The organism is Guptibacillus spartinae (assembly GCF_028610625.1).
Taxonomy (GTDB): domain Bacteria; phylum Bacillota; class Bacilli; order Bacillales; family Guptibacillaceae; genus Guptibacillus; species Guptibacillus spartinae.
Genome location: NZ_JAQQWU010000023.1, coordinates 24,039 through 36,767, shown reverse-complemented (window position 1 = coordinate 36,767; position 12,729 = coordinate 24,039). Strand labels below are relative to the sequence as shown.

Sequence of the window (12,729 nt, the reverse complement as noted above, 5' to 3'; positions counted from 1 at the left end):
TATGTATTTATTATTACAGGGTCAATTGGTGTTGTTGTTAATGGGGTAAGATTAGGGAAAAGCCATAATACCTAATTATCACAGGATTATAATATCTCGGAATCAAGTTTTCCGGAATCTCGGAGCTTATCTGTAATAAGATAGGCTCCTTTTAATGTAAAAAAAAAGATTGAGTTGTTCTCAAATGTTTGAAATAATTGGTAATAAAGATAGGAAATAAACGCTCTGTAAGCAGTTTAATGACTTGGGGAAGGACAATTTGAGATAGAGTTTTTCTTCTTTTCAACCCCAGTCGTGCAGAACTAATATAACTTAATTTTTTGTTCATCAGGAGTGAAGTCTTAATGGCGGATATTACCATAGTAATTGATGTGTTTAATATTGGTGTAATAGCTCTAATAATTAGTGTAATAATGAGGTTTTTCCTAAGAAAACTCAGTTTAACGTATGTTATTGCTATCCCAATGGCATTCGGGTGCTTCCATTGTTCTATTAAAGGAATTGAGGGCGCGATACCATTTATATTACTCTTTTGCTTTTTCATTTCTTTACTAGGAATTGCGATAACAAAATTTCTAATCTTTATAGAAGGTTACGATGGGTAAATATTATTAACAAAGATGCCAATTGCTTGGTATTTGACTTTCAATTTAAGTCTTGCTCCATTATCTCGGAGCTAATCTTTAATAAAGATTAGCTCTCTTTTCTTGCAAATAAGGATTGCCTTTAGAGTATCATTTTGAAATAATTGGTATTAAACTACCGGAACAGTACTCTAGGGGGAATTTGTCTTTGAAATTAAAAACTGATCGATTAACTTTGCAACCATTCCAGAAAGAAGATGCTAGCAGGATTAAGGATTTAGCGAACAATAAAGAATTAGCTACTATTCTAGGTCTTCCTCATCCATATGAACTAGAACATGCTGAAGAATGGATCGCTATTCAACCAGAACAAATTCATGAGGGGCTTGAGTACCCTCTTACAATAGTAACCAAGAATGATAATCAAATAATAGGTACGATCACTTTAAGAATTGATAAAAACAATAATAAAGGTGAGCTTGGATATTGGATTGGTAGAGATTTTTGGGGTAACGGGTTTGCGACAGAAGCAGTAAATAGAATGATTGAATTTGGATTTAATCACCTGGATTTAAACAAAGTCTGGGCATCAGCTATATCCAGAAATAAAGCTTCAACCATAGTTTTAGAAAAGGCTGGTTTACAAAAAGAAGGAAGATTAAAGGAAAATAGATTACTTCACAATAAATATGAAGATGTTGACGTATATGGTCTCTTAAAAAATGAATATAAGAGCTAATTGTTCAACAAACTCGGAGCGTTTACTTAATGAAAAGTAAGCTCTCAATGTAGGTTTAGGGGATGATCCTGGAATGTTGGTAGGAGAATTAAGTCATCTGACTCCTTTGTTGTATTATTAGAAAGAGACTATAAATAATTCATTTAAAGAGGTGATACTTTGAAGTCAGATAAGCCTTTACCTTTATCTTTAATACTAGTTTACTTATTTATAGTAATATCTACTTTTTTCGTAAATTTCACAGTATCAAACCCTTATCTTAAGTCCTTTCTAATTATCGCTTTACTGGCATTAAGTACCGCATACAAATGGAAATATTTCCGAAAGAAAGAAAATTAGACTTGAGAGCAGCTTTTTCAATTTCAGTGGAGTTAGTATTAGTGCATACAACGAGTCTTAAGCAATCTCGGAGCGATTGTTTTATTGATCATCGAAATTAACTTGATCAAGAAGAGGTCCTTTATTGGGGGGAGAGAAATTTGAGTAATGGTCAAAAGATAAATGTCGAAGGAACAGAGCTTTACTACGAGTATATTGATATGTCTGACTCTAGCCCAACGGTCGTTTTTGAATCAGGTTATGGGTGGGCATTAGACAATTGGCAATCCATTAGAAAAGAAGTATCGACTTTTGCAAACGTGTTTTTTTATGACAGAGAAGGTATAGGGAAAAGTAATAATAGTCATAAACCCAAACATAGTTTACAAATTGTCGAGAATCTTAGAAACCTACTTAAAGCTGCAGATATCAAGCCTCCATACATATTAGTAGGACATTCGTTTGGTGGAGTAAATGTTCGACTTTATGCGAGTAGGTACTCTGAAGAGGTAACAGGACTAATCCTAATAGATTCAGTTCACGAAGATCAAAATAATGAAATGGTACCCCTGTTTACTGAAGAAGTAAAGAATGAATACTTAGGGCAATTCTTAGTAGAATCTTCGTTAAATGAATTTGAAGAAAGTCTAGAACAAGTTCGAGGAAGTAAACTCAAAAACATTCCTCTTATCGTGCTTACAGGAGGAACGCAACCCCATCATACGAGTGAATCCTTTGATGCCTGGATGAGGTTTCAAATTGACCTTTCGTATCTAACTAAAACAAGTAAACATATTATAGTTAAAGAGGCTGGACACGCCATCCACATCGACAGACCGAAACCTGTCATAAATGCCATTAAAGAAATGATTGAGATAATTACTTATAAATCATAGTTTCTCATTAGAATTCTTAACCACCTGTTTCAATCACAACAATAATGGAGATGATCCTTTGACGCATTTAGAAGAAAGAATGAGAGAGAAAAAGTGGAAGCTACTAAGTAAAAAAGTTATTCATGGTGCTCATGCAGGTAGGATATTTAGGGTTGATGTTTTAGATGATAAGAATCAAAGAGGATCTTATATCTATAAGCAATTTGCAGCTGATCGAAATAATGAAATAGATATCTATGAAAAACTTAAAAATCCTATTAAGCAGTTTAGCAAATTAGTACAAATCTGGAATAATGCTCCCCAGGCCATTTTAATGCATGACCTTGAGTCACCACTAAAAGACACCTATGAAAGTTTATCTTTAACAGATAGAAAGAAGGTAATCAGTGATATCATACAGAGGTTATCAGACCTGCATGATACAAGGTCGAACTCTTATACCCCCGAGTTACCTATTCACCAAATAAGCTCTGAATGGCGCAATTGGTGTTTAGAAGAAATGAAAAAGTTGTGTGCTCGCCACCATTGGGCAAAGTCTGAGTGGATCCAAACAATAAATGATACATATGATCAATTATCTTTAAGTAATTTTGAAGCGAGAAGTCCTTTAGTCTTAACTCACGGAGATCCTCATTTAGAAAATATTTTCTATTATGAAGAGGAGATTTGGTTTATTGATTGGGAATGGGCAGCAATTGGTTCACCACTGAGAGATATAACAATTCTGTTGCAGGATATTTACGACATAGAGTTAATTAACTTTGTAATTAAGGCATATTGGAAACTTTTGAAGGAAGGACAGCTTAATATTGTAGAAGAAGATTATATAAAAGACTTTAACTATCTTTATATAGACCATACAACGATGATGCTGGCATGGGAGATAAACAAGTATTTTCAAGGTTTTACAGATGAAAATACCATAAAAAAAATCACTGAATTTAAAGTAGGAGAAATTAAAAGGATAGTAAACGAAGAGAAAGGCTTATTCCATTAAATCGGAGCTTATCTGTAATAAGATAGGCTCCTTTAATTAGGAATAAATGATTGAGTTACTCAAGTTTATTTGAAATAATTGGAATTGTAAAAAGTTTAAATGGAAGATCGTTGATGGAGGTTTAATAATGGAGCTGTTAGCAATAAGTGAAATTTCCCAGGCTAAAGTAATTGAGTTTTTTAAAAAGCATTGGGGTAGTACAGAAATGGTTATTTCTTCTGGTATCTATGATTGTAGTCAATTAGATGGATATGTAGTTTTAGATAATAAAACAGAAGTTATTGGTTTAATTACTTTCATAATTAACAATGATGAATGCGAAATTATCTCATTAGATAGTACGGAAGAAAATAAAGGGGTTGGGACTTCTCTTTTACAGGCAGTAGAGGAAATTGCATTAAGGAATAAATGTTACTACATAAACCTTATAACCACTAATGATAATTTGTTAGCACTTAAGTTTTATCAAAAGAGAGGATATGTTTTAGCACAGATATTTAGAAATGCAGTTGAAGAAGCAAGGAAGCTCAAACCTGAAATTCCTTTAAGAGGTAACGAGGGTATTCCAATCAGAGACGAAATAAAATTGGAAAAGTTATTAAGGTAACTGGCAGTTATTTTAAAAGTCATTCTAATATATCTCGAAATCAAGTTTTCCAGAATCTCGGAGCGAATCAGGAATAACATTTTTGAAGAAATTTCTTGGAATGTTGACGGTATAACCCTTTTTGTAATTTAAGGAAGGGTTATACCGTCTATTTGGTAAAATATTATGTGGAGGTGTACATATGAAAAAAATTATACTACTTTGTATGTTATCAGTCCTACCTTTAGTGGGAATGGGCTGTTCAAATGAAAGCGAAGCAATAGACAACAATAAACAAAACAAAGTCGATGTAAAAGAACAAAAAGAACTTTCTGAAGATGAAGATGTAAGGAAGGTAGTTTGGACTCAATTACCATCGGACCAAATAGATTTTATTGATGGAACTTGGGAAGATGGAACAATATCAAAAGTGAAATTAACAGGCGATATGTTTGCTAAACAATCAAATGAAATGAATACAAAGGTAGGAGAAGATGTTGATGCTATTGAATTTCCTACAAAAAGTACATCTTCCACAAATAATGTGATTGTTTATGCTGATATTGAAAGCCAGCAATATATATGGAACGGACTAGCTGATTGATTTCCATATGTAATTTATCTTCAACAATCTTAGAGCGTTTGAAGCACAAACTAATTCGCTGTCATATTAATAAAAATCAACTAGTGTGGTGAAGAAAGATTTCATTAGGTATCGGTATATTCTTATTTGTTATCCCAACAATACTTCTGATATATGTACTTATAAAAAAACGCGAAAAAATTTTTATAGTCTTTTGGTTACAAAATGCATTGTTTTTATACGGGTTATCAATGCCAATGATAACGTCCAGTTTAAATATTAGAGAAGGACTAAGTGACAAGATAATAAAATTCGACATCCTTATTCTCCCAATTATACTTTTTGTTCTCTTTACATTTAACTCCAAATTAATTAAGAGAGCCAAAGCTTTAAAATTTAATATAAACAAAATAAATGAATTTGAAAAACTTGAATACAAAGATCCTCGCCTACTAATTGCTTTGTTTTGGTTTGTTTCTATTTATGTTATCTATTTTGAATCATAACCTTCGCCTACTTATATAGTAAATGTTATACCGTAAATTCTGGTCTTTCGTTGTTATATATTAGAAGATTTCTAAAAGTAGTAGATTCCCTGTTTCACATCCTATCCGAAGGGAGCTTCCTTTCCTGTATCATGATCAAAAGATTGCGTATTGATCTTAAAAGTGCTTGCATCTATATCGTGTGCTTTAGGTAACGTTCTTAAATCTGGGTGAGCAAGCCATACAAGTGAAATAAAAAACACACCTATTCCAGTAAAGGCAAAAATCGTTGAGCTGCTCATTGTGGTAGCTAAATATCCACCTAACAAAGAACCAATTGGCATAGCTACCACACTTATGCTGTACATGACTGAGTTGACTCTTCCTAAAACATGGTTTGGTAAGACAGCCTGGTCAATCCCCGCAAATAATACGTTGACAGCTCCTATTGGTATCCATGCAAGACCAAATAGAACAGTAGAAATGATTGGACTCCCTATGAGCGCAGATAATGTCCATGATCCAGCACCTAATGCGAAACAGACAATGGAGATAACGCCAACACGGAACTTTCCTAGTACCGATCCTAAGAGAGCACCGATTAACGAACCAGCCGAAACTGCAGTTAATAAAAAACCATACATTTCTACCCCGCCAATGTTGTTAGCGAAAGAAGGTAATATAGCCATCGTCATTCCAATTGCAAAGTTCGCCACAACCGAACCAAGTAAAAATACCCAAAGTAAGGATCCAAAAACAATGGAGAAACCCTCGAACAAGTCCCTTTTATAGGAGATAAAAGCAGCTTCCTCTCTTACATCAGCAGCTAACTGTGCTTTCCTCTTTTTAGGAATCTTGAGGAAACTGAAGAGCATAGCAGCAATACCAAAGGTGACGGAATCTACAATAAAGAGACTAATAGCTCCAATGAGCGCAACAAGAATGCCTGCAAGAGCATTAAAAACTAAGTCAACGCCTTGATAGGCGAACGAAAATAGAGAGTTACCTTTAATTAAATCCGTTTTCTTTAGTATTAATGGAAGGGCTTTTGTTTGAGTAGGATATGCAAATTCCTCGATAATGGCAATACAAGGCATTAGGACTAATAAGAAGGGTACTGTGAGAAAATGAAGTGTATAAGCTACTGGAATTAATATCAAAAGAAGGCATTGAAGGAGTTGTGTAGTCACTAGTATTTTTTTAATATCCCATTTATCTACGAATGGACCTGTTAAAAACTGTAGCGCTTTTGGCACTAAAACTAGAAAGCCTGCTAAACCAACATAAAAAGAACTTTGACTTAATTCGTAAACAAGCCACATTGTAGCGACATAATAAAGGCTGTCCCCAATATTCGTTACGATTCGACCTAGAAATAAAAACAAGAAATTTTTGTCCTTAAGAATTTCAATCATGAATAGTTTCCTCCCTTAGTTCAATAAAATTACTCAGTCAAATTAATTTGACTGAAATGGAAAATAAAAAGGAGTGCTTACTCCTTCTCATCTTTAAAAATTTCATCATCAATTTCAAATGCCATCGTCGAAACAAAATACAATTTTTGTTTCGAGGTTTTCTCTTTCTGTTCGTTTAACGAGCGAAGTTCTTCCATAAGGGAAAAATATTTCTTTATCCAGGTTTTAAACTGCTCCTCTGTAGCACTAACCTGCCACATTGAACCTACATAATTCCATTCAGATGGGACCTCGGTGGCGTGATCCTGATCAAAAGCATGTTCAGGAGCAGATAAAATTACACTTTTGGTTTTTTCAGCCATTTGGAATAGTAATTGCCTTGAAGATTCACTGATATCAGTCACGTGTGGAAGTAGTTCAGCAGATGGTGTAAAACCACGTGCTACAGACTGATAAAATTTTTGAACTATCCCGTTTTTCTCTTCTCTTCGAACAACCTTTATGAGCTTATTTTTCTCAAGTTCTTTTAAGTGATAATGAATTTTGGAACGAGAAAGATCAAAAACCTCTGATAATTGTTGACCAGTATAGGGTTTTTCTAAGAGACGAATCATCATTTTAGCTCTAAGTGGATCGCTCAGGGCTTTTAATTGACTATGATCGGTTAACGTCATCATGGGTAGCATATTCTGTAGTCTCCTTTATTTACTCCGTCAGTTTTATTTAACCGTATAGTAACATCTATGGATGAGATTTACAATATACTCCTTTAAGTTTGAACAAAAGTATTACATAAAGCGTACTTCTTCTAAAAAGAAAAAGGATATAGCTTTTTTAAACTGGTTGAAAGAGAATCAACTCATTCCTCATTCATAATTACTCTATGAGTGATTCGTTGAATACTAATAAATGAAGTTGTACCAAATGTTCGTTTTTGATAACGAGTATGAAACTCACCTCCAACAAATCAAAACTCCTCTAAAACTAGTATCAAAAACCGTCTCATAATCAAAGTTTCGATATATGTCTCAACTAACCTTTTTGATAATATAGAACTACCAACAATCGAAAAGGGGAGACCAATATGTTATTTGGATACGCTCGAGTCAGTACGAAGGACCAAAACTTACATATGCAATTCGATGCGTTAAAGAAATATGGAGTCGAAGAGAAGAACATCTACTCGGAGAAGATCACCGGTACGAAAAAAGACCGTCCTGCGTTTACGGAAATGTTGAAGTATCTAAGAGAAGGGGACACAGTTGTCGTTTACAAGCTTGATCGAATCGGTCGGAGCACGAAACATCTGGTCGACCTGATCAACGACTTTCAGGAGAAGGAGATCAACTTCGTTTCCATTAACGAAAACATCGATACAACAACTGCGATGGGGAAACTCGTTTTTACGATTTTCAGTGGCCTCGCACAGTTTGAACGTGACATCATCTCAGAACGAACTAAGGCTGGTTTGGATGCAGCAAGAGCTCGAGGAAGAAAGGGAGGTAGACCTAAAAAAGATCAATCCAAGTTGGATATGGCATTTCGTATGTATGATAGTAAAGAATACAGTATACAGGAGATACTGGATGCTACGGGTATTAGTAGAGCTACTTTTTATCGATACTTAAAAAATCCAAACAATCAAAATTAAAATAATAGAAACTTTTTAAAATATTGGTAACATAGATTTGTAGAAAAAACTCATATGGAGAAGGTTGAGGAGTTAGAAAACCGTCCTGAAGATGAAGAAGAACAAGTTCTTTTGGAGAAACGCATAGAAGGTAAAAGGAAAGAGTGGAATCTTGTAAAAGAAAAGGCAGGAAATTTTCCTTTAAGTACAATTAATTTCGAATCCGGAACACAAGAATTAAAATTTTTGCAACAGAAAAAACCTGATAACAAACGAAATATGAGATTTCATATATAATTAGAATTATCGCAAACATAATTTTAACCTTTTGCAAAAATGTTATGATTATGTTTGAATATTATAAAATCAGCATAATTAGGAGTGAATTATATTATGAAAGTGTTTATTGACTCCAATATTTTTATTTCAGATTTCAAAATGAATTCTCCAGGGTTTCGAGTTTTTTTAAATGAGCTTTCAGTTATATCTGGTGAAATATTCATCCCAGATGTAGTTAAAGATGAAGTCGTAAATAAACATAGAGAAAAGGTTGAGAGCATAATAGGTAAGGCGCGGTCTGAGATGGATAAGCTTAACAAATTTTTATTTAAAGAGGAAAAATTTAATGGTATAGATTCAAATGCAGTAAATAAAGAGTATAAAGATTATTTTGAAAGAAAAATAATTGACAATGGTGGTATTTTTTTACCTTATCCTTCTACTGCGCATGAACAAATTGTAAGTATGGAACTTTCCAGAAGAAAACCATTTTTAGGAGAAGGTAGTGGTTATAGAGATTATTTGATTTGGCAAACCATTGTAGAGTTCAGTAAGAATAGCAATGATACAATTATTTTTATTACTTCTAATATACAGGACTTCGGTTCTAATGGGAAAGTACATAATCATTTAATGGAAGAAGTCACAAATAACGAATGTAATATAATATTATATGATGGATTGGATAATTTTAACGATAATTACATAATGCCACAATTAGAGAAACTTGAAAATACTCGAAGGGAATTAGAAAAAGGAGAATATGAAGCATTAAATATTAGTGATTGGGTGAAGGGTGAAATTGATTACCTTGTAAGTGAGGATGATTTACTATTTATGGGAGTAGGGTTAACAGATCAGATAGGTTTGGCTTCTCTTAATACCCTTAATCAAGTCAAAATAGACGAAGTGTCTAATGTAACATTATTCAATGAAAATGAATTATTAATAGACTTAACCGTTACTACTGATATAGATTTTTCTGTAAGTTTTAGTTGGGATGATTTCATCTTAAGTCACGAGGTACGTGATTTTATTGGCGAGGAAGAGAGATTTGAATTTATATCTTCCGATCTCAATAACAAATTTATTATTGAATTGAGGTTAATCTTCAACCTCACAAATAAATCTGTAGACGAATATGAATTATTACATTTGTCCACTCAATACTTATATATATAAGTATTAAATTATTTCCATAAGTACAATGTAAAAAAAGACTAGGATATGAATTATTTAAAATGGTTCATATCCTAATCTGCTAATAATCTTAATTTTAAGAGAGTGTAGATATTTTAGATGTATCAATAGGGAATATAATCTTTTTTCTTATCCGAAATTTGGGTTCCAACCAAATTCGATATCACCTTCTCTTCTAAATTTTAAATCCTTCCATATATTACCTTTAAGCGAGGTGTGGGAGAGTTTATAGTTTTGATGAGAAAAGTACTGCACTGTTGCAATAAAATTTTCATTTGAAGAAATGAGGTACTTCTCACGCCTCCCACTTCGTGCCTCCACTTTATAGATGGTAAGTTGTATTAAGTCAGCAGGTATTTCGCCATGTTTTGTTTTGTACTTTAGATTAGGATAATTTTTTAGTTTTTTTAATGTATCCATTATTTTAAATATATCTTGTCTAACATGGTTTTTTCTATTTGCATTTTCTATATAGACAGTAGCTTTGAATCGTTTCGTGTCTTCCGTACTAATATCTTTTATTTCAGTTACTTTATAGTTTTGTTCAATAATATCTGTAAAGTAATTTTTTTCTGCTTCAATTATATTTATATCTTCCAAATATGGTTCCCATAACATAGGTGTATTTTCCTTTACAATTATATTTGCTAGGGCATCCATAGTTTTTATTTTTCTGGAAAAAAACATTCTTAAATGCTTAGATTCAGCTACAATAAATGATGGAAGTGTTCTCTACTAGTGAATTTAATATAGAACCTTTCAATTTCTGGATAATATAGGTGTAGTTTCATGAAGTTGAAAATTGAAAATTCGAGCTTTTCTTCAAGAGACATTTCATCTGTATAGTAGGAAATATTGAGTTGGGTTTGATCTTTTATAGTTTGACTTTTGTATATATAATTACAAGTCTTGTTATATGTCGAGATGTTAAGTTTAACTAAGCTATCATATACAACCCCTTTTCCAGTGTAGGATGAGAGAAGAGGGAAATCATATTCCATCTTATTTAAAAATTTTAATATACCTAGAAAAGTTGAACTTGCAATATCGACCAAGTTATAAATTTGTCGTTTAAATTTATTTATATCTTTCTCTTTAGTCTGCATACCTTGACTACCTTTGTTATATTGAAAAATTGCTGTGTTTTCATCTACAATATGCACTCCACCATGGTTTATTGCATTTCGAATGTCTACATCAATATCCGTTGTTATTTTACTTAACCCTCTCTTATTAACCAATTCAACTAAACTGTTTAACTTGTTTTGACGGATTAAGTCTTTATCATCTACTAAATTGAGAAGGTTCCGCCAGAATTTTAATAAGTTAGTCCAACACCCTTCAAGTATAGAATTATAAATAGGTATATAAAACATTCGAAATTCTGTTTGTGGTGAAGATATGAACTGTTGATTTAATGTTATGCTCTTTATTGTGTCATTAAAGGAGGATAAAGACACAAAAAAGTGCTGTAATGCATTTGCGAGAGATAAATCAAATTCTACCTTTTATTCAGCAGTATCATATATTTCGCATATTTTATTATAGGAAATCTGGATTATATCTTTTTCCCAAAAGATTTTTTCATCGTCAAATAAAAACTGGTAAATAACAGGGGACCATAAATACGTTAAATTCTCCGTCTCAAACTCCAATTTTTTATTAACCAACAATAATAACTCTTCATGCGCTATTTCATTTTCATGATATTGCTTCTCTTCTAATATAGCCTCTTTAAACAAGGAATAAATACACCTCTCTTTTTGTTAATAATGTTGCGGTAGGTTATTCATACTCTTTAAGCTACTTATCAACAAGCCTTAATAATTATGTATTTATATAATAGTCTAATTTATCTTTAAACTCATTTCCTCTTTCTTCGCTAATAATTGTAAACTCATCTGATATTTCATAAAAAAATTGATATGCATCAATGAAAGAATCTTCTACTCTCTTTTGATTTTTATAGTTGTGAAATGCACTCTCAATACTCGTTCTAATCTTAATAATACGGATATGAAAGTTATTTGTAGGAATAAGGATACCTTCAATTAAATCATAGTAGCTAAAAAGAAACTCATCTGTGGGGTAATCTGGATCAGTAGTATATCTTCCGAAACAATCATTGAATAAAAGATAAAATTGGCAAAAAAAGTTTGGGGCTTTTAAATTTTCATTTATTGAATTTCCTTCTGCATTTAATAACTTAGTGATCTCTAAAAATCGATCAAAAAACATAGTTGTTAAATTAATTATGTCATGCCAAATATGTGTATTCTTAGTATCATTTAAAGCTTCTGTTAAGTTGTTTATATCAAAATTATTACGTATTTCATGATAAATATTAATTAAATTAGGTTCTGCATACTTTATGTTTGCGCCAATGTTATCCAGTATCAGTGAAACCAGTTCACCTTTATTAGTAAATTCTTGTTGTAAATGAGAATTTAAACAATGATGGGCTCCTTCGTATTCTATTAAATTAATTAACTTAAGAATGGTAGGTGAATACAGGTTTTGAAGACATTCCTTTTTGTATTTTTTGTCCTCTCTCTTCTGAGTAAGTATATGATTAATAATCTGTGCACTGGATGCTGCTGCAAATGAACCAATGATAGTGAAAGTAGTTGTTAGGTCCATAATTTAACTCCTATTATTTTTAGTATTTGACACAATTATATTTGTTTGAAGTTTGAACATGGTTTTCTCAAAAGTAAAAATGCTTCAAAAAATGCTGTTAAGACGGTTCTCTTAATATTGAGGTCTGCTTTACAGCTATGGGATTTGAAGAACTCAAGAACTCTCTTTTTAAACCATATATTTCAATAAATGAGATATATTGATATTAACATATTTGAGTAAGAATTATTGTGGTTGAAATAATTCCTAGAACGATCGATATTGCGAGGATTTCCCCTTTTAATTTATTTCCTAAATGGAACTTAATTTTATTACGGTTTTCTTCTACCCTTGAAAGAGGTTTAACCTCGATTATATATTTGGTCATATAAAGTAAT

At 32.3% G+C, this 12,729-nt stretch carries 14 protein-coding genes; 8 read left to right on the top strand and 6 right to left on the bottom strand.

Annotated features, from left to right (window positions below):
- Positions 1 to 786 precede the first annotated feature (786 nt).
- The 5 genes from PQ511_RS22650 to PQ511_RS22630 all read left to right on the top strand — a co-directional run bounded on the left by PQ511_RS22650 (position 787) and on the right by PQ511_RS22630 (position 4,724).
- Positions 787 to 1,323 (top strand): GNAT family N-acetyltransferase, encoded by a 537-nt coding sequence (locus tag PQ511_RS22650; RefSeq protein WP_337957791.1) that lies wholly within the window; start codon positions 787 to 789, stop codon positions 1,321 to 1,323.
- A 479-nt stretch (positions 1,324 to 1,802) separates the two neighbouring features.
- Positions 1,803 to 2,537, top strand: coding sequence for an alpha/beta fold hydrolase (locus tag PQ511_RS22645; RefSeq protein WP_273854183.1), 735 nt, complete (start codon positions 1,803 to 1,805; stop codon positions 2,535 to 2,537).
- Between the two features lie 58 nt (positions 2,538 to 2,595).
- The gene (locus PQ511_RS22640) at positions 2,596 to 3,534 is read left to right on the top strand and encodes a phosphotransferase family protein (protein WP_273854182.1); all 939 of its coding nucleotides are present in this window, start codon (positions 2,596 to 2,598) and stop codon (positions 3,532 to 3,534) included.
- Positions 3,535 to 3,661: 127 nt separating this feature from the next.
- Complete coding sequence (locus tag PQ511_RS22635) at positions 3,662 to 4,141, top strand: GNAT family N-acetyltransferase (protein WP_273854181.1); 480 nt, start codon at positions 3,662 to 3,664, stop codon at positions 4,139 to 4,141.
- Between the two features lie 181 nt (positions 4,142 to 4,322).
- The gene (locus tag PQ511_RS22630) at positions 4,323 to 4,724 is read left to right on the top strand and encodes a hypothetical protein (protein WP_273854180.1); all 402 of its coding nucleotides are present in this window, start codon (positions 4,323 to 4,325) and stop codon (positions 4,722 to 4,724) included.
- A 586-nt stretch (positions 4,725 to 5,310) separates the two neighbouring features.
- Here PQ511_RS22630 and PQ511_RS22625 read toward each other — a convergent pair.
- The gene (locus PQ511_RS22625; RefSeq protein ID WP_273854185.1) at positions 5,311 to 6,600 is read right to left on the bottom strand and encodes an MFS transporter; all 1,290 of its coding nucleotides are present in this window, start codon (positions 6,598 to 6,600) and stop codon (positions 5,311 to 5,313) included.
- Positions 6,601 to 6,680: 80 nt separating this feature from the next.
- The gene (locus tag PQ511_RS22620) at positions 6,681 to 7,289 is read right to left on the bottom strand and encodes an ArsR/SmtB family transcription factor (RefSeq protein WP_273854179.1); all 609 of its coding nucleotides are present in this window, start codon (positions 7,287 to 7,289) and stop codon (positions 6,681 to 6,683) included.
- Between the two features lie 398 nt (positions 7,290 to 7,687).
- Between PQ511_RS22620 and PQ511_RS22615 the strand changes: the two genes are divergently transcribed.
- From PQ511_RS22615 to PQ511_RS22605, 3 genes are all read left to right on the top strand, one after another.
- Positions 7,688 to 8,254, top strand: a complete 567-nt coding sequence (locus tag PQ511_RS22615; RefSeq protein ID WP_273854178.1) for a recombinase family protein — start codon at positions 7,688 to 7,690, stop codon at positions 8,252 to 8,254.
- Between the two features lie 54 nt (positions 8,255 to 8,308).
- The gene (locus tag PQ511_RS22610; RefSeq protein ID WP_273854177.1) at positions 8,309 to 8,530 is read left to right on the top strand and encodes a hypothetical protein; all 222 of its coding nucleotides are present in this window, start codon (positions 8,309 to 8,311) and stop codon (positions 8,528 to 8,530) included.
- Between the two features lie 96 nt (positions 8,531 to 8,626).
- Positions 8,627 to 9,694 carry a PIN domain-containing protein gene (locus PQ511_RS22605; RefSeq protein WP_273854176.1) on the top strand — a complete coding sequence of 356 codons (1,068 nt, stop codon included), beginning with the start codon at positions 8,627 to 8,629 and terminating at the stop codon, positions 9,692 to 9,694.
- 147 nt (positions 9,695 to 9,841) lie between these two features.
- Here the strand turns inward: PQ511_RS22605 and PQ511_RS22600 are convergent, their stop codons facing one another.
- From PQ511_RS22600 to PQ511_RS22585, 4 genes are all read right to left on the bottom strand, one after another.
- Positions 9,842 to 10,330: a hypothetical protein gene (locus PQ511_RS22600; protein ID WP_273854175.1), complete on the bottom strand. Its 489-nt coding sequence runs from the start codon at positions 10,328 to 10,330 to the stop codon at positions 9,842 to 9,844.
- Positions 10,331 to 10,419: 89 nt separating this feature from the next.
- Positions 10,420 to 11,088: a hypothetical protein gene (locus PQ511_RS22595; protein ID WP_273854174.1), complete on the bottom strand. Its 669-nt coding sequence runs from the start codon at positions 11,086 to 11,088 to the stop codon at positions 10,420 to 10,422.
- Between the two features lie 132 nt (positions 11,089 to 11,220).
- Positions 11,221 to 11,454 (bottom strand): hypothetical protein, encoded by a 234-nt coding sequence (locus PQ511_RS22590; protein ID WP_273854173.1) that lies wholly within the window; start codon positions 11,452 to 11,454, stop codon positions 11,221 to 11,223.
- A gap of 85 nt (positions 11,455 to 11,539) precedes the next feature.
- The gene (locus tag PQ511_RS22585) at positions 11,540 to 12,352 is read right to left on the bottom strand and encodes a hypothetical protein (protein ID WP_273854172.1); all 813 of its coding nucleotides are present in this window, start codon (positions 12,350 to 12,352) and stop codon (positions 11,540 to 11,542) included.
- Positions 12,353 to 12,729 lie beyond the last annotated feature (377 nt).